The sequence below is a fragment of the Streptomyces capparidis genome, from assembly GCF_054782095.1.
Window position 1 is genome coordinate 1 of the sequence record NZ_BAAGTD010000063.1, and the last position, 16,572, is coordinate 16,572.

Sequence of the window (16,572 nt, forward strand, 5' to 3'; positions counted from 1 at the left end):
GGTCGCCCCAGGCGCCGTCCGCCGCCCCCCAGCCGCCGCAGGCCCCCCAGTTCCCGCAGCAGCCGGCCGCGGCCAACCCGCACGTCGCCCAGGTGCCGCCGCCCGCGCCGCCGCCCGCCCCGGCGGCCATGCCCGGCGCCCCGGTCGCCCCGCCGTTCGGCCAGCCCGCCCAGGTGCCGGGCGCCGTTCCCCCGCCGGGAGCCCCGCCCTTCGGCCAGGTGCCAGGACACCAGCCCCCCGGCGTGCCCGGCCAGTACGCGCCCGCCGGCGCCGCCCAGCCCGCCCAGGCCCCGGCCCAGCCGGGCGTCCAGGCCGCCCTCCAGCCGTACCGGGAGATCCCCGTCACCGGCCGCTGGGGCCAGCAGAACCACAAGCTGGTGCGCGCCCAGCTCCAGGCCGGCGGCCCCGGCGTGCTCGCCCGCCAGGGCAGCATGGTGCTCTACCAGGGCAAGGTCGAGTTCTCCCGCAAGAGCTCGGGGATCATGAGCCGGTCCGTCGGCAACGCCACCGGCCAGGAGCTCGAGCTGATGCGCTGCACCGGCAAGGGCCAGGTGTTCCTCGCCGAGGACGCCTCGTACCTGCACCCGATCGAGCTCCAGGGCGGCGACGCGATCTGCGTGAGCGCGGAGAACGTGCTCGCGTTCGACGAGAGCCTCCAGTACGAGGTGCGCCGCATCGAGGGCCACGGCATCCCCGGCGGCGCCCTGTTCACCATGCAGTTCAGCGGCACCGGCACCATCGTCGTCAAGACCCACGGCGTGCCCGTGGTGCTGCCGGTCACCCCGACCACGTACGCGGACTGCAACGCGATCGTCGCCTGGTCCGCCGCCGCGCAGGTGCTGCTTTCCAGCCAGGTCAGGCTGCGCCGCAACGCCTACCCGGGCCACAGCGGGGAGACCGTGAACCTCCAGTTCCGCGGCGCCCCCGGCAACTTCATCGTCGTCCAGCCCTACGAGGTGTGAGAGCGAGCATGGACCAGCAGATGATCGCGGGCTACGCACCGGCCCCCGCCGCCGCCCGCATGGAGAACCACGGGTCCACCATGCTCAAGGTCGCCATGGCGACCGGCCAGGACCTGTACGCGCGCACCGGCTCCATGGTCGCGTACGAGGGCTTCATCGCCTACGAGCCCAACCCGCCCGCGCTGCGCCAGGCCGCCGCCCAGTGGGCCACCGGCGAAGGCGCGCCGATCATGAAGTGCAGCGGCGACGGCATCCTGTACCTCGCCGACTACGGCGCGGACGTGGTGATCGTCCACCTGAACAACGACTACCTGTCCGTGAACGGCACCAACCTGCTGGCCTTCGACGCGCACCTGACCTGGGGCGTGGAGAAGGTCAAGGGCGTGGCCAAATTCGCCGGGCAGGGCCTGTTCAACGTCGAGATCTCCGGCACCGGCTGGATCGCGCTCACCTCGCGCGGCACGCCTGTCGTCGTGGACTGCGGGTCGGGCGAGGACGCCACCTATGTCGACCCCGACTCCCTGGTCGCCTGGACGACCGGGCTGAAGCTGAAGGGCAAGCGCAGCTTCAAGGCGTCGTCCCTGATGGGGCGGGGCAGCGGGGAGGCCTTCCAGATCGGCTTCTCCGGGCAGGGCTTCGTGGTCGTCCAGCCCAGCGAGGACAGCACAGACCGCTTCCGGATCCGGGGCTGAGGGGGAGCACCACTCATGCAGAGCGCGCTTTTCGCCAACACAGAGAACCAGTCCCAGGAGCGGTACGCCCTCCAGAACCCGCAGTTGCTGCGGGTGAGGCTCGAGGGCGCCTCGGGCCCCGAGGTGCTGGCCCGCAAGGGCGCCATGGTGGCGTTCCAGGGGATGATCGACTTCGACGGGGAGTACCAGTCGCAGGGCCAGCGCCGCGCCAGGCGGCGCACCGGCGAGGGCCTGGACCTGATGCGCTGCTCCGGGCAGGGCACGGTCTACCTGGCCAACCTCGCCCAGTACATCCACATCGTGGACGTCCAGCACAACGGCATCACCGTGGACAGCCAGTACGTGCTGGCGCTGGACTCCTCGCTGCACTGGGACGTGATCGCCGTGGACAGCCAGTTCGGCATCTCCGGCACCGGCGCCTACAACCTCCAGATCCAGGGGCAGGGCAAGGTCGCGCTGATGACCTCGGGGCAGCCGCTGATGATGCACGTCACGCCGGACAAGTACGTCTACGCGGACGCCGACGCGGTCGTGGCGTGGACCACCGACCTGCGGGTGCAGATGCAGTCCCAGACCACCAACACCCCGGTCTTCCGCCGCCGCGGCAACACCGGGGAGGGCTGGGAGCTGGGCTTCGTCGGCCAGGGCTACGTCCTGGTGCAGCCGAGCGAGCAGATGCCGCCGCAGAACGCGCAGATCGGCCAGGGCCTGGCCGCGCAGTTCGGCGCGGGCCAGCACGGCTCGCGCGCGCAGAACCAGAACAACGCCTGGAACTGACCGGCGCGGCACGTCGGACGCCGACGGGCGGCGCCCCCGGACTCCCGGGGGACGCCGCCCGTCGGCACATCGCGCCGTGCTCGTCCGCGGGGGTGACGCCGGCCGCCGCACCGCGCCCGCGGCCGGAACCGCGCGCCGGGCCCGGGGCGCGCCCGAGGACGCCGCCCTACCCGGCCGGCGCCTCCTCCAGCGCCCGCAGTGTGTGCCCCAGCAACTGCGCCACCGACCCGTCCGCGACCTGCGGCACCGTCTCGTAGGGGAACCAGCGCAGCTCCAGCGACTCCGCGCTCACCGCCTCCACCGCGCCGGGCGGCGCCACCGCCGCGTACTGCACGTCCAGGTGCCAGGCGCACGGCGTCAGGTGCCGGTCCAGGGCCACCGGGCCCCCGGGCAGCAGCGTGAGGCCCTCGATGCCGGACTCCTCGGACGCCTCCCGCAGCGCCGCCCCGGCCAGCGTGGCGTCGTCGTCCTCGCAGTGCCCGCCCGTCTGGAGCCACATCCGCAGCTTGCGGTGGAGCGTGAGCAGCACCTGCCCGCGCTCCGGCGCCACCACCAGCGCGCTCGCCGTCACATGCCCCGCCGCGCACTGGCGCCGCATCCCGTCCGGGTGCGCGGCCAGGTGCTCCAGATACGTCAGGCGCAGCCGCTCCTGCTCGCCGTCGGGCGCGCTCCACCGCCCGAGCACCCGCTCGGCGTCGCCGTGCAGGCTCACCCGCGGCTCCCGTCGCCGCCCTCGCCGCCGTCCCGGTCGGGGCCCTCGCCGCCCTCGGGGCCCGTGCCGCCCGCGGCCTCGCCCAGCATCCGGTCCAGCTCGGAGAAGTCCACCTGCTCGCGGTGGACGAAGCCGTCCGGGTCGTCCAGGTCCTGCGCGGTCGGCAGCATGTCCGGGTGCTCCCACAGGCCGTCCCGGCCGTCGGTGCCGCGCGCGTCGGTGAGCGACGCCCACAGCCGGGAGGCGTCCCGCAGCCGCCGCGGGCGCAGGCGCAGCCCGATCAGCGTGGCGAACGTCTGCTCCGCGGGACCGCCCGCGGCCCGGCGCCGCCGCAGCGTCTCCCGCAGCGCCGAGGCCGACGGCAGGTGCGGCGCCGCCGCCGCGTGCACCACCGTGTCCACCCAGCCCTCGACCAGCGCGAGCGCCGTCTCGAGCCGGGCCAGCGCCGCCTTCTGCTCCGGGGTGTCCTCCGGCTGGAACATCCCCTGCTGGAGCGCCTCCTGGAGCGCCTCCGGATGCGCCGGGTCCAACTGCCCGACGACGTCCTCCAGGCGCGCGGTGTCCACCTTGATGCCCCGCGCGTACCCCTCGACGGCGCCGAACAGGTGCGCCCTCAGCCACGGCACGTGCGCGAACAGCCGCTGGTGCGCGGCCTCCCGCAGCGCCAGGTACAGCCGCACCTCGCCCTCGGGCACGCCCAGGTCCCGGCCGAACGCGGCCACGTTCACCGGCAGCAGCGCCGCCTTGCCCGCGGGGCCGAGCGGCAGCCCGACGTCGGTGGACCCCACCACCTCGCCGGCCAGCGTCCCCAGCGCCTGCCCGATCTGGGAGCCGAACATGGCCCCGCCCATGCTGCGCATCATCCCGAGCAGCGGGCCCGCCATGGCCTGCATCTCCTCGGGCAGCACATCGCCCATGGCCGCGCCGACCCGCTCGGCCACCGGGTCCACCAGGTCCTTCCACACCGGGAGGGTCTGCTCGACCCACTCGGCGCGGCTCCACGCCACCGCGGCGGCGGCGCCGGACGGGATCGACGTCACACCGTCCAGCCACAGGTCGGCCAGGCGCACGGCCTCCTCGACCGTCGCCCGCTCCCCGGGGCCGACCGAGGCGTCCTTCACCCCGTCCGGCGTGCCGGCGGCGACGGTCTGCCGCGCGATGTCGCGGGCCATGTCCCAGTTCACCGGGCCGCCCTCGTACGAGAGCATCTGGCCGAGCTGCTGGAAGGCCGCCCCCAGGTCCTGCGGGTTCAGCGAACCGAACATCGCGGCCAGCGGGTTGTCGCCCCCGCCGAAGGGATTGCCGCCGAACCCGAACGGGTCCTGGCGGCCCCCGCCCTGCTTCCTGCCCTCGTCCCCTTCCTCGGGCTCCTCAGGCGGGACTCCGAATCCGAATGGGATGTCACTCACGGGCTTCCTCGGCTCTGTCGGGCTGTGCTGTCCACGGCTGGTCACTACTGTGCGGTGGTGCGGCGTGCGGTGGCCGGCCGCGGCGCGCCCCGGGGCGCGAACGGGCCGTGCGCCGGTTCGCCGCGCTCCGCCGCCGCCTTCGGGAAGGCGCCCGCGTTCCGCCGCGATCCGCTGGTGGTGCGCGTCTCCCACCACCGGTTGCCCCACACTGGGGTACCTGAGTCCAGCCTAGACACCTCGCGGCGCCAGGGACCTGGTTGCTCGTGCCTCGAGGTGGCTCGTGCAGGATGGGCATCGCGCATCACACACAAGAATTAACCGCGGGAGACACCCGGTGAGTTCCCAGCCCCGTCACGTTCGCTCACGGCAGACCGGCAGCGCCGGGTCCCGTGGCCGCCCGGTGGTCGCCATCACCGGCGCCGCCTCCGGGATCGGCCTCCGGCTCGCGCTGCGCCTGACCGAGTCCGAGGAGGTCAAGAAGGTCGTCGCGATCGACGAGCGGCGCGGCGACGTGCCGGGCGCCACCTGGCGCGTGCTCGACGTGCGGGATCCCGTGATCGCCGAGCGCCTGCGCGGCGCCGACGTCGTGGTGCACCTCGCCGTCGACCTGGGCCTGGACTCCGACCCGGCGGCCAGGACCGCGTACAACGTCCGCGGCACCCAGACCGTGTTGACCGCGGCCGCCGCGGCCGGGGTGCACCGGGTGGTGCTGTGCACCTCCGCCATGGTCTACGGCGCGCTGCCCGACAACGACGTCCCGCTCGCCGAGGACGCCCCGCTGCGCGCCACCGAGGAGGCCACCGGCGTCGGCGACCTGCTGGAGATCGAGCGCCTGGGCCGCCGCGCGCCCCGCGCGCACCCCGGCCTGAACGTGACCGTGCTGCGCCCCACCGTCCTGGTCGGCGAAGGGGTGGACACGGTGCTGACCCGCCACTTCGAGGCGCCGCGCCTGCTGGTGGTCGCGGGCAGCCGCCCGTGCTGGCAGTTCTGCCACATCGACGACCTGGTCTCGGCGCTGGAGTTCGCGGCGCTCGGCATGGTCGAGGGCGAGATGGCGGTGGGCTGCGACGGCTGGCTGGAGCAGGAGGAGGTGGAGGAGCTGTCCGGCCTGCGCCGGATGGAGCTGCCCGCCTCGATAGCGCTCGGCGCGGCCTCCCGCCTGCACCGCCTGGGCCTCACCCCGGCGCCCGCGGGTGACCTCGCGTACACGATGCACCCGTGGGCGGTCTCCGGCAGCAAGCTGCACGAGGCCGGGTGGCGCCCGGCGTGGACCAACGAGGAGGCGCTGGCCGCGCTGCTCGAGGAGGTCTCGGGCCACCACACGGTCGCGGGCCGCCGCCTGGGCCGCAAGGACGCCGCGACGACGCTGGGCGCGGCCGGGGCCACGGTGGCGCTGGTGGGCACGGCGGCACTGGTGCGGCGGGCGCGCAAGAAGCGGCGTTACTGAGCCGGGGGCCGCGACCCCGGACCGTCCGCACCGGGGCCCGCGCGCCCCGGGCGGGGCCGACCGCTCGGGGCCGGCCCCGGGGAGGGGCACGTGCCCGGCGCGCGCCCACAACCGGTGGGGGGTGGGGCGACGGGAGGGCGGGCGGGCGCGCGATGATGGCGGCATGGCTTTCGATCCCATCCGCCTGCTCGCGGTCAGCGACCGGCCCCTGTCCCTGGACGAGGTCTTCGCCGCGGTCGGCGACGACGCCGCGGGCGGCACCGCGCTGTTCGTCGGCACCGTGCGCGACCACGACGAGGGCCGCGGAGTCACCCGCCTGGGGTACTCCGCCCACCCCACCGCGGAGCGGGAGCTGCGCCGGGTCGCGGAGAAGGTGGCCGCGGAGTACCCCGTGCGCGCCCTCGCCGCCGTCCACCGGGTGGGTGATCTCGCGGTGGGGGACACGGCGGTGATCGTGGCGGTGTCCTGCCCGCACCGCGCGGAGGCGTTCGAGGCGTGCCGCAGGCTGATCGACGACCTCAAGGCGGAGGTCCCCATCTGGAAGCACCAGACCTTCACGGACGGGACCGACGCGTGGGTGGGCGCCTGACCCCCGGCGGCCCGCCCCGGAACGCCACACCCCGGAACACCTCACTCCGGAACACCTCACCCCGGGTCCCCGGGCCCCGGCTCGGGACCACCCACCCAGGACCGGCCCCGGGAGGGCCCCGCCGGCCCGTCTCCCCGCCCGTCCCCGGGGCGGCGGGCGGGAGGGCGAGGGGGCGTAACCAATTGGCGCCTCCCACCGTTGTCGTATTGAGTGGGTATCGGGTGATATATGCCTGACTTCTGTGCGTCACCGCACACCACGCAACGCGGAGGGAGACCGACATGGCGGCGCTCGCCTGGTTGATCATTCCGGTGCTGGCGGCCCTGCTTGCGGCCGTCTGGGGCGCTTGGGCGGCCCGGACCCGCAGCGCCGGCGACGCCCGTTCGCTCGCCGGGTTCGACCGCTTCCGGGAGACGATGGAGCGTTCCCGCCACTCCAGGTCGGACGCGGCGTAGTCCCCGGTGGCACCCCGTCCCGGGGCGGGGCCGCCCCGCCCCGCCCGGGCAGGCGGGGGCGCGGGGTGTCCCTTAGGGTCGTGCCATGCCACGCCGCACCGCGACGATGCTCGCCTCGACCCTGCTGCTCATAGCACTGCTCTGCGTAGGGGTACTGATGCCGGTCCCTTACGCGGAGCTGGGCCCGGGGCCCACGGTGAACACGCTCGGGAAGCACGACGGCGAGCCGGTGCTCCAGGTCTCCGGCCGCAGGACGTATCCCACGAGCGGCAACCTGAACATGACGACGGTCCGGGTGACCGGCTCCGAGTACCGGATGAACCTCGTGGAGGGCGTCGTCGGCTGGCTCAGCCAGGACCGGGCCGTGGTGCCGCACGAGACGATCTACCCGGACGACAAGACCCCCGAGCAGGTGGACCAGGAGAACGCCGAGGAGTTCACCGCCTCGCAGGAGAGCGCGAAGACCGCGGCGCTGCGGGAGTTGGGCATCCCGGTGGGCTCCCGGGTGATCGTCTCCTCGGTGGTCAGGGGCGGCGCCTCCGAGGGCAGGCTGCACGCGGGCGACGTGATCAGGGCGGTGGACGGCAAGCAGGTCCGCGGGGCCGACGACGTCGCGAAGCTGGTCACCGAGCACAAGCCGGGGGAGAGCGCCGTCTTCACCATCGTCCCGGCCGCGCTCGCCAAGGACCGGGACGCCGCCAAGGCGCCCACGCAGGACGTGACGGTCACCACACGGAAGGCGCGGGACGACGGCCGCGCGGTGGTGGGCATCGTCGCCGGCGTCGAGCACACCTACCCATTCAAGATCGACATCAAGCTGGCCGACGTCGGCGGCCCCAGCGCCGGGCTGATGTTCTCGCTCGGCCTGATCGACAAGCTCCAGGCGGGCAACCTCACCGGCGGCCGGTTCATCGCCGGGACCGGCACCATCGACGACGAGGGCAACGTCGGGCCGATCGGCGGCATCCAGATGAAGATCATCGCCGCGAAGGACAAGGGCGCGAAGTTCTTCCTCACCCCGAAGGACAACTGCGAGACCGCGGTGAAGGACAAGCCGGGCGGCATCACCCTGGTCAGGGTCGGCACCCTGAAGGAGGCCCTCGGCGCCCTGGCCGACATCCGCGGGAACCGCACGGACGAGCTGCCGTCCTGCCGGAGCTGAGCCGCCGGAGCGGCGCCGCCCTCCCCGGCCGGAGGGCGGCGCCGCGCTCCGGCCGGGCGGGGCCGCCCCTCAGACCTCCTCGAACGTCGCCGCCAGCGCGTCCGCGAGCCCGGGCACCAGGTTGGCCCCGGTCAGCACCTCCGTCGGCGAGTCCTTCTCGCGCAGCCGAAGCGCCGACTCCCGCGCCCCGTCCCGCAGCACCGCCACGGTCATCCGCACCTCCTGCCGGGACGGGTGCGCGGCCACCCACTCGGCCAGCTCGGCCTCCCCGATCCCCTGCGGCACGTCCGTCTCGGCGCCCGCGGGCAGCATCAGCCGCTCCACCACCATGGCGCACCCGGTCACCGAGTCGGGCCAGGCGATGGTGGCGAGGAACTCGTCCAGCCCGACGTCGGCGGGCAGCTCGTCCTGCTCGATCGGCGTCAGCGTGCCCGGCGCCGCGCTGTCGTCCAGGCCGAGCCGCTCGGCGAGCCCGGGCTCCTGGCGGCGCAGGTCACCGGTGTCCACCAGGGCGAACAGCCGGGCGGGCTGGTCCCAGCCGAGGCCCGCCGCGTACTCGTCGATCTCCAGCACGGCGCGGGTCAGCGGAGAGGCAGCCAGTGGCGTGCCTCCTTCGGAGGGGATGCCCCCGGTCGGGATGTTCGACATGCTCCGTATCCTGCCTGGCACGGCGCCGCGACGCACATTTGGTTGCGGCGCCCGGGAACTTGAGTAAAGGCTGGGTAAGTTGCACGGGTGGGCGCCGGGCCCGGCGCCCCTTTTCGTCTGTTTTCTGATGTCTAGAGGTGCGCACCTTGGTGTTCCAGATGCCGGACCGCGGCGGCTCGCCGGGACCGCGGTTCAGAGTCGGTCGCCCGTCCCGGCGGACCCGGACCCTGTTGCTGACACTGGGCGTGCTGGCGGTCGTGGCCATCGCGTTCTTCATCTTCGCCGGCTTCTGGACGGACTGGCTGTGGTACCGCTCCGTTGACTACTCCTCCGTCTTCACCACTCTGATGTGGACGAAGGTGGGGCTCTTCCTCGTCTTCGGCCTGCTGATGACCCTGGCGGTCGGCCTCAACATCTACCTGGCCCACCGGCTGCGCCCGCCGCTGAGCGCGATGTCGGTGGAGCAGCAGAGCCTCGACCGCTACCGGATGGCGATCGCCCCCTACAAGCGCTGGCTGCTGCTGGGGATCTCCTCCCTGGTCGGCCTGATCGCGGGCGCGTCCGCGTCCGGCCAGTGGCGCACCTGGCTCCAGTGGGTCAACAGCACCTCGTTCGGGGTGAAGGACCCGGAGTTCAAGAAGGACGTCTCCTTCTACGCCTTCGACCTGCCCTGGTACCGCTTCCTGCTGAGCTTCGGCTTCGCCGCGACGGTGCTGTGCCTGCTGGCCGCGGCGGCCGTGCACTACCTGTACGGGGGCCTGCGGGTCACCAGCCCGGGCGCGCGGGCCACCTCCGCCGCGACCGGCCACCTGTCGGTGCTGCTCGGCGTCTTCGTCTCGCTGAAGGCCGTGGCCTACTGGCTGGACCGGTACGCGCTGGCGGTGAAGTCCAGCGGGTTCAAGGCGACGGACGGCTGGACGGGCCTGCGGTACGTGGACGCCAACGCGTACCTGCCCGCGAAGACCATCCTGTTCTGCATCGCGGTGGTCTGCGCGATCCTGTTCTTCGTCACGCTGTGGCGGCGCACCTGGTCGCTGCCGATGATCGGCTTCGGCCTGATGGTGCTCTCCGCGATCCTGATCGGCGGCCTGTACCCGGCGATCGTGCAGAAGTTCCAGGTGCAGCCGAACGAGCAGGCCAAGGAAGCCCCGTACATCGCCAAGAACATCAAGGCGACGCGCGAGGCGTACGGCATCCAGGACACCCAGGTCGACCCGTACCAGGGCGAGAGCAAGGCGTCCAACGAGGAGCTGCGCGGCGCCGCCGACACCACCGCGGCCCTGCGCCTGCTCGACCCCGCGGTGGTCTCGGACACCTACGAGCAGCTCCAGCAGGTCCGCGGCTACTACCAGTTCCCGCAGACCCTCGACGTGGACCGCTACACCATCGACGGCAAGCAGAAGGACACCGTCATCGGTCTGCGCGAGCTCGACCTCGCGGGCATCCCCAAGAGCAACTGGGTCAACGACCACTTCAAGTACACCCACGGCTACGGCGTGGTCGCCGCCGAGGGCACCACGACCGAGGCCAACGGCGAGCCGAAGTTCACGGAGAAGAACCTGCCGCCGCAGGGCGAGCTCGGGAAGTACGAGCCGCGGATCTACTTCGGCGAGCAGACCAACCAGTACTCCATCGTCGGCGGCCCCACCAAGGAGATCGACTACGCCGACAACAGCGGCGAGAAGGACTACACCTACAAGGGCAAGGGCGGCGTCGGCCTGGACAACCCCTTCACCCGCGCCGCGTACGCCATCGAGTTCGGCGAGCCGCAGATCATGTACTCCGGCGCGATCGGCGAGGGCTCGAAGATCCTGTACGACCGCACGCCGAAGGAGCGGGTGGAGGCGGTCGCCCCGTGGCTGACCATCGACCGCGACCCGTACCCGGCGGTGGTGGAGGGCCGGATCCAGTGGATCGTGGACGGCTACACGACCACCAACGGCTACCCGTACGCGTCGCGCACCACCCTCGGCGACACCACCGCCGACTCCCTCACCCAGGCCGGCCAGCGCGAGCTGGTCAGCCCGGAGAACCAGGTCAACTACATCCGCAACTCGGTGAAGGCCACGGTGGACGCCTACGACGGCACCGTGAAGCTGTACCAGTGGGACACCAAGGACCCGGTGCTCAAGACCTGGATGAAGGCGTTCCCCGGCACGGTGGAGAAGCGCAGCGAGATCAGCGACGAGCTGATGAAGCACCTGCGCTACCCGCAGGACCTGTTCAAGGTGCAGCGGGAGCTGATCACCCGGTACCACGTCACCGACCCGGAGACGTTCTTCAGCGGCAGCGAGGTGTGGAAGGTCCCGGCGGACCCGACGACGGGCACGGAGACGGGTCCCGACGTGCCCCCGTACTACCTGTCGATGAAGATGCCGGACCAGCGGGAGCAGACGTTCTCGCTCACCTCCACCTTCGTGCCGAACAGGCGGGAGAACCTGGCGTCGTTCATGGCGGTGGACGCGGACGCGTCCTCGCCGGGCTACGGCACGATCAGACTGCTGAAGCTGCCGTCGAGCTCGACCGTGGACGGCCCCAAGCTGGTGCAGAGCAAGTTCAACTCCAAACCCGCGATCGCCGACCAGATCAACATCTGGAAGCGCGGTGACTCCGAGGTCCAGTACGGCAACCTGCTGACGGTGCCGCTCGAAGGCGGGCTGCTGTACGTGGAGCCGGTGTACGTGCGCGGCGCGGGCGCCAAGTTCCCGCTGCTGAAGAAGGTCCTGGTGACCTACGGGGAGGAGACGGCCTTCGAGGACAACCTCGAGAAGGCGCTCAACGTCGTCTTCGGCGTGGACAGCCCGACGCCACCGTCGCAGGACGAGGGCGACGAGAACGACCAGGAGACCGACCGGCCCAGCGCGCCCGACACCTCCGACCCGACGGTCCGCAAGGCCCTCGAGGACGCCCAGAAGGCGTTCGAGGACGGCCAGGAGGCGATCCGGGACGGCGACTGGGGCGCGTACGGCGAGGCGCAGAAGGAGCTGGAGGAGGCCCTCCAGCGGGCCCAGGACGCCGAGCAGAAGCAGTCCGCGGACCAGGGTGACGGCCGCGGCGGCGAGAACCAGGGCCGGCAGGAGAACGAGGACCAGCAGAACCGGCAGGAGCAGCAGGGCCGGCAGGAGCAGCGCAGCGAGTAGGCCCCCGACAGGAGGCCGGCAGGGCACCACCCCGCGTCGTGCTATGGTTGAGACACAACGACGCGGGGTGGAGCAGCTCGGTAGCTCGCTGGGCTCATAACCCAGAGGTCGCAGGTTCAAATCCTGTCCCCGCTACTGCGCGGTGAGGCCCGCAGCCCAAGTGGCTGCGGGCCTCACGCATGCGTGGGGGAGCGCGGGAGGCGGGGGAGTGACGTCGGTGGGGGCCCTTTCCGGCCTTTCCGGTCCGCGCCCGTCCCCGCCCCCGTCCCCTGGCGGCCCCCGCCCTCGACCCGTGGCCGTCCCCGCCCGCTCGTCCTGCGGCAGTCCCGCGTGGGGTCCTTCCCCTTCCGGTCCGCCGGAGCGGGCGGCGCTCCCCGGCGGTCGGGGGCTCGCGCCCGCCCGCGGCTCACCTCCTGCCGCCCCGCCCGACATTGGTCATGTCTTCGATGTTCACGCACGTGTGCGATGGGACAGGTGTGACTGCGGTGATTTTGTCGGGTCGGCGTTACCCGAAGGGATCAGTGTGGTGACGTGTGGTTTGGTCTGTCGTTGTGTCGGGAAATCGACAAAACGCTGTAGTGACCTCGAGGGCTGCGGTATACCAGGTGTACGCCGGGTGCGGGTGGTGCGACGATGGACTCTATGGGGGACAGTGCGAGGATTTTGAACAATCGTCTGGTTAGGAGAGGGCACACCACGCGATCGCTGCCGACGGGCGGCGCCGCGCCGAACGAGCTGCCCGGAGCCACGGGTCTGGTCCCGGCTCCGCGGGAGGCGGGCGACGGCCCGCTGCCCGGCACCCCGGATGACCCCGGGGCGCACGACGCCCCCTTCGAACCCACCCCCTTCGAGGACGTGCTCGCCCTCCGCGAGGAGGCCGAGCTCGAGGCCCGCTACCGCAGGGCCGCCGAGGCGGGGGACAGCGCGGCCGAGAGCCTGCTCGGGGCGATGCTGCTGCGCCGCGGCGACCTCAGGGCCGCCGAGCCGCACCTGCGCAACGCCACCGTCGCGGGCGAGCGGGCCGCCGCCAACAACCTCGGGGTGCTGCTGCACCAGCGCGGCCAGGTGGAGGAGGCCGCCGGGTGGTGGCGCGTCGCCGCCGTCGCGGGCAGCGCGGCGGCCGCCCACTCCCTCGGCCGCCACCTGCGCGAGCGCGGCGACGAGGTGGGCGCCGAGTACTGGCTGCGGCACTCCGCCGAGCAGGGCCACACCCTCGGCGCCTTCGCGCTGGCCGACCTGCTGGAGCACCGGCGGGACGTGGGCGCGGAGCGCTGGTTCCGGGTCGCCGCGGAGCACGGCCACCGCGAGGCCGCGCACCGCATGGCCCGCATCCACGACGAGCGGGGCGAGCCGGAGCGGGCCGAGGCGTGGCACCGGCAGGCCGCCGCCCGCGGGCACCTCGCCTCCGCCATGCGGCTCGGCGCGCTGCTCGAGGAGCGCGGCGAGACCGAGGAGGCCGTGCGCTGGTACCTCCAGGCCGCCCGCGAGGGGGAGGCCGGCGCCGCGTGCGCGCTCGGGTTCCTGCTGCGCGACAAGGGGCGGATGCAGGAGGCCGCCGAGTGGTGGCGGCGCGCCGCGCTCGCCGGGGACGGCAACGCCGCCAACGCGCTCGGCGCCATGCACGCCCGGGCCGGCGAGCCCGAGCAGGCCGAGCGCTGGTACCGCACCGCCCTGGAGGCGGGCGACCACAACGGGGCGTTCAACCTGGGCCTGCTGTGCTCCGCCTCGGGGCGCGCCGCGCAGGCCGAACAGTGGTACCGCCGCGCCGCCTACGCCGGGCACCGCGAGGCGTGCAACGCGCTTGCGGTGCTGCTGCTCCAGCGCGGCGACGCCGAGGGCGCCGAGCCGTGGTTCTCCAAGGCCGCCGAGGCGGGCAGCGTGGACGCCGCGTTCAACCTGGGCATCCTGTACGCGGGCCGCGGCGAGGAGCAGGCGGCGCGGCAGTGGTACGAGCGGGCCGCCGCGGCCGGGCACACCGAGGCCGCGCTCCAGGTCGGCATCGCCGCGCAGCTCGAGGGCGACCTGCACACCGCCGAGCGGCACCTGCGCCGCGCGGCCGGGGGCGGCTCGGACGACGCGGCGTTCCGGCTCGGCGCGCTGCTCGAGCGCCAAGGCTCGCCCGAGGGCGAGGAGTGGTACGAGCGGGCGGCCCGGCAGGGGCACCGGCGGGCGCAGGTCCGCTTCGGCATGTGCGCGGCGCGGCGCGGCGACGTCGTGGAGGCGGCGCGCTGGTACCGGCGGGCCGCCGAGGCCGGGAGCAGCAACGGGGCGTTCAACCTCGGGCTGCTGCTGGCCCGCGAGGGCAGCGAGCCGGAGGCGGCCCTGTGGTGGACCAGGGCGGCGGACGCCGGCCACGGCCGGGCGGCGCTGCGCCTGGCGCTGATGACGGCGCGGCGCGGCGCGCTGGCCGAGGCGGAGACGTGGTGCGCGCGGGCCGCGGAGTGCGGTCCGCCGGAGGTCACCGAGCGGGCCTCGCGTTTGCAGGCGGCGCTCAGGCAGGAGCTCTCGGCCTGACGCCCACCGCTCCCGGCGGTGGGCGTCGTCGTCCCGCCTCCCCCCGGAGGGCCGGCCCCTCCGGGGGGAGGCGAGCCCTGCCGCCCCGGGCGTCCCGGGAAGCGATTTGCGGCTCGGGAGACACCTGCGTAAACTGGAGATGTCGACGCGGGGTGGAGCAGCTCGGTAGCTCGCTGGGCTCATAACCCAGAGGTCGCAGGTTCAAATCCTGTCCCCGCTACTGCGTCGGAGGGCCCACGGTCGCCAAGACCGTGGGCCCTCCGTACTTTCCGTGCCGGCTCCGTGCGCGGCGCCCGCTCCCGTGTCCCGCGCGGGGCGGCGCGGTGGTCGCGGCGGCGTGCGTCGAGCGCCCGTCTTCGCCGTGCCCCGCAATGGGTACAGGTTAGGGCAAGGGTACGCAAAAGCACTGGGAATGCCCGCCGGCCGTGCGGAATGCTGACCACCGGTGGCGAGTGTCCTGGAGAGTCCGAGGGGGCAGCGTGCTGCGGGGCCGGCTGGAGCGTGCGTTCAGGAAGGGAAGGGACCAGGTGCCCGGACCCGCCCGGACGCCGTGGGCCGACCTGTGCGCGGCCGCCCTGACCGGCCGGCGCGCCGCCGCCGAGGCGCTGGTGCGGGCGCTCGCGGACGCGCGGGGCGCCGAGCGGGCCACGGCGCTGCGGGCGCTGACCGAGGCGCCGCCCGCGCTGTGGCCGCTGCTCGACCGCCGGGCGCGGGGCGGCCCGTTCCCCGGCGGCGACGACCCGCTGGGCCTGGTGCTGCGTTCGATGTCCGCCGACGGGTACGCCCGCGAGTACGCGGTGCGCCGGCTCGCCGGGCTGCCCGGGCCGGGACCCGGCGCCGCGCTGGCGCTGCGCACCGCGGACTGGGTGGGCCCGGTCCGGGAGCGGGCCCGCGCCGCGCTGCCGGGCAGGCTCGCCCCCGACGAGGCCGCGGCCGCCGTCCGGGTGCTGCTGAGGCTGCGCGGCCGCGAGCGCTCCACCGGGGTGCTCGACGACCTGCGGGCCGCCCTGGCCGACCCGGCGCATCGCCGGGCCGTGCGCGCCCTGGCCGCGGACGCCGACCCGCCCACGCGCCGCTTCGGCATGGAGCTGGCCCTCGAACTCGGCGCCTACGTCCCCGGCGACCTGGTGCGCACCGCGCTGGCCGACCGGGACCAGGTGTGCCGCGAGCTGTGCGCGGGGCGACTGCTCGAGCTCGACCCGGAGCAGGCCGGGCGGCTGCTGCGGGCGCGGTCGGCCGGGGTGCGGGAGCTGGCGGTGGCCGCGCTGCCGGAGGACGTGCCCGCGGCCCGGCTGGTGGCGCCGCTGGCCGACCGGTCCCGGGTGGTGCGGGCGCAGGCCCGCTGGGCGCTGTACCGGCGCGGCGAGCCCCCCGCCGAGGTGTACCGGGCGCAGTTGCGCAGGTGCGGCGGCTCGACCCCGCCCCGCCTGGTGGCGGGGCTCGCCGCGGGGCTCGGCGAGTGCGGCGACGCCTCGGACGTGCCGCTGCTCGCCCGTCTGGCCTCGCCCGACCCGCACCCGTGGGAGGCCGGCGGGAGCGGGCCGGCCTGGCCGCCGCCCGTCCGCCGCGCCGCCGTGCGTGCCCTGGGCCTGCTGGCCGGGCCGGAGGAGAAGCTGTCGCTGCTGGTGCCCCTGCTGGGCGAGGAGGAGCCGAGCGTGGTCAGGGAGGCGCTGGACGCGCTGCTGCCCGTGGCCCGCGAGGTGCCCGGCGCCCCGGTGCGGGCCGCGGTGGAGCGCCCCGAGCCCGCGGTGCGGCGGGCCGCGGTGCGCCTGGTGCGCGCGGCGGACCCGTGGCGCCGACTGGAGCTCGACCTGGAGCTCGCCGCGGACCCCCGCCCCGAGGTCGCCGCCGAGGCGCGGGAGGACCTGTGGGCGTGGCTGGGCGGGCAGTACCCCAGCCGCCCCGGGCGGGAGCTGCTGGAGCGGACGCACAAGCTGCTGGCCGGGGCGGGGCTGCCGGAGCGGCTGCACCGCGGCGTGGCGTTCGTGCTGGAGCGGGGCCGTCCGTGACCGTGACCGCCCGCGGAGGTTGACCGCCCGTGAGGGAGCGCGGGGCGTGCGGGAGG

The 16,572-nt window shown here is 74.2% G+C and carries 13 protein-coding genes and 2 tRNA genes; 12 read left to right on the plus strand and 3 right to left on the minus strand.

What is annotated here, in order from left to right:
* The 3 genes from ACYVO2_RS33115 to ACYVO2_RS33125 all read left to right on the plus strand — a co-directional run.
* Positions 1–962 (plus strand): AIM24 family protein (locus ACYVO2_RS33115; protein WP_461011791.1); only part of this gene is annotated, 962 nt, incomplete at its 5' end.
* Between the two features lie 8 nt (positions 963–970).
* Positions 971–1,654: an AIM24 family protein gene (locus ACYVO2_RS33120; protein WP_461011792.1), complete on the plus strand. Its 684-nt coding sequence runs from the start codon at positions 971–973 to the stop codon at positions 1,652–1,654.
* Positions 1,655–1,669: 15 nt separating this feature from the next.
* Positions 1,670–2,431 (plus strand): AIM24 family protein, encoded by a 762-nt coding sequence (locus tag ACYVO2_RS33125; RefSeq protein WP_461011793.1) that lies wholly within the window; start codon positions 1,670–1,672, stop codon positions 2,429–2,431.
* Positions 2,432–2,597: 166 nt separating this feature from the next.
* Here ACYVO2_RS33125 and ACYVO2_RS33130 read toward each other — a convergent pair whose 3' ends face one another.
* Positions 2,598–3,143: an NUDIX hydrolase gene (locus ACYVO2_RS33130; protein WP_461011794.1), complete on the minus strand. Its 546-nt coding sequence runs from the start codon at positions 3,141–3,143 to the stop codon at positions 2,598–2,600.
* Positions 3,140–4,552: a zinc-dependent metalloprotease gene (locus ACYVO2_RS33135; protein WP_461011795.1), complete on the minus strand. Its 1,413-nt coding sequence runs from the start codon at positions 4,550–4,552 to the stop codon at positions 3,140–3,142. Before ACYVO2_RS33135 ends, ACYVO2_RS33130 begins: the two co-directional genes overlap by 4 nt.
* Before the next feature lie 334 nt (positions 4,553–4,886).
* On the opposite strand from ACYVO2_RS33135, the gene ACYVO2_RS33140 reads away from it, so the two are divergent.
* From ACYVO2_RS33140 to ACYVO2_RS33155, 4 genes are all read left to right on the plus strand, one after another.
* Entirely contained in the window at positions 4,887–5,999 is a 1,113-nt protein-coding gene (locus ACYVO2_RS33140) for an NAD-dependent epimerase/dehydratase family protein (protein WP_461011796.1), read from the plus strand.
* Between the two features lie 163 nt (positions 6,000–6,162).
* Positions 6,163–6,588: a molybdenum cofactor biosynthesis protein MoaE gene (locus tag ACYVO2_RS33145; RefSeq protein ID WP_461011797.1), complete on the plus strand. Its 426-nt coding sequence runs from the start codon at positions 6,163–6,165 to the stop codon at positions 6,586–6,588.
* 281 nt (positions 6,589–6,869) lie between these two features.
* The gene (locus ACYVO2_RS33150) at positions 6,870–7,043 is read left to right on the plus strand and encodes a hypothetical protein (protein WP_461011798.1); all 174 of its coding nucleotides are present in this window, start codon (positions 6,870–6,872) and stop codon (positions 7,041–7,043) included.
* 85 nt (positions 7,044–7,128) lie between these two features.
* A complete protein-coding gene (locus ACYVO2_RS33155) occupies positions 7,129–8,205 on the plus strand; it encodes a YlbL family protein (RefSeq protein ID WP_461011799.1) in 1,077 nt (358 codons plus the stop codon).
* 69 nt (positions 8,206–8,274) lie between these two features.
* On the opposite strand, the gene ACYVO2_RS33160 is transcribed toward ACYVO2_RS33155, so the two are convergent.
* Positions 8,275–8,853 carry a PPA1309 family protein gene (locus ACYVO2_RS33160; protein WP_461011800.1) on the minus strand — a complete coding sequence of 193 codons (579 nt, stop codon included), beginning with the start codon at positions 8,851–8,853 and terminating at the stop codon, positions 8,275–8,277.
* A gap of 158 nt (positions 8,854–9,011) precedes the next feature.
* Between ACYVO2_RS33160 and ACYVO2_RS33165 the strand changes: the two genes are divergently transcribed.
* The 5 genes from ACYVO2_RS33165 (at position 9,012) to ACYVO2_RS33185 (ending at position 16,516) form a co-directional block, all read left to right on the plus strand.
* Complete coding sequence (locus ACYVO2_RS33165; protein ID WP_461011826.1) at positions 9,012–11,993, plus strand: UPF0182 family membrane protein; 2,982 nt, start codon at positions 9,012–9,014, stop codon at positions 11,991–11,993.
* A gap of 61 nt (positions 11,994–12,054) precedes the next feature.
* Positions 12,055–12,128 (plus strand) — tRNA-Met (locus ACYVO2_RS33170).
* Positions 12,129–12,635: 507 nt separating this feature from the next.
* Positions 12,636–14,507 carry a tetratricopeptide repeat protein gene (locus ACYVO2_RS33175; RefSeq protein WP_461011801.1) on the plus strand — a complete coding sequence of 624 codons (1,872 nt, stop codon included), beginning with the start codon at positions 12,636–12,638 and terminating at the stop codon, positions 14,505–14,507.
* Between the two features lie 146 nt (positions 14,508–14,653).
* A tRNA-Met gene (locus ACYVO2_RS33180) sits at positions 14,654–14,727 on the plus strand.
* A gap of 307 nt (positions 14,728–15,034) precedes the next feature.
* The gene (locus ACYVO2_RS33185; RefSeq protein ID WP_461011802.1) at positions 15,035–16,516 is read left to right on the plus strand and encodes a hypothetical protein; all 1,482 of its coding nucleotides are present in this window, start codon (positions 15,035–15,037) and stop codon (positions 16,514–16,516) included.
* Positions 16,517–16,572 lie beyond the last annotated feature (56 nt).

What these genes read in the sequence shown, in the direction of transcription:
- ACYVO2_RS33120 (WP_461011792.1), top strand. Translation starts at nt 971, where the DNA reads ATGGACCAGCAGATGATCGCGGGCTACGCACCGGCCCCCGCCGCCGCC.
- ACYVO2_RS33125 (WP_461011793.1), top strand. Translation starts at nt 1,670, where the DNA reads ATGCAGAGCGCGCTTTTCGCCAACACAGAGAACCAGTCCCAGGAGCGG.
- ACYVO2_RS33145 (WP_461011797.1), top strand. Translation starts at nt 6,163, where the DNA reads ATGGCTTTCGATCCCATCCGCCTGCTCGCGGTCAGCGACCGGCCCCTG.
- ACYVO2_RS33150 (WP_461011798.1), top strand. Translation starts at nt 6,870, where the DNA reads ATGGCGGCGCTCGCCTGGTTGATCATTCCGGTGCTGGCGGCCCTGCTT.
- ACYVO2_RS33155 (WP_461011799.1), top strand. Translation starts at nt 7,129, where the DNA reads ATGCCACGCCGCACCGCGACGATGCTCGCCTCGACCCTGCTGCTCATA.
- ACYVO2_RS33160 (WP_461011800.1), bottom strand. Translation starts at nt 8,853, where the DNA reads ATGTCGAACATCCCGACCGGGGGCATCCCCTCCGAAGGAGGCACGCCA.
- ACYVO2_RS33165 (WP_461011826.1), top strand. Translation starts at nt 9,012, where the DNA reads ATGCCGGACCGCGGCGGCTCGCCGGGACCGCGGTTCAGAGTCGGTCGC.
- ACYVO2_RS33175 (WP_461011801.1), top strand. Translation starts at nt 12,636, where the DNA reads ATGGGGGACAGTGCGAGGATTTTGAACAATCGTCTGGTTAGGAGAGGG.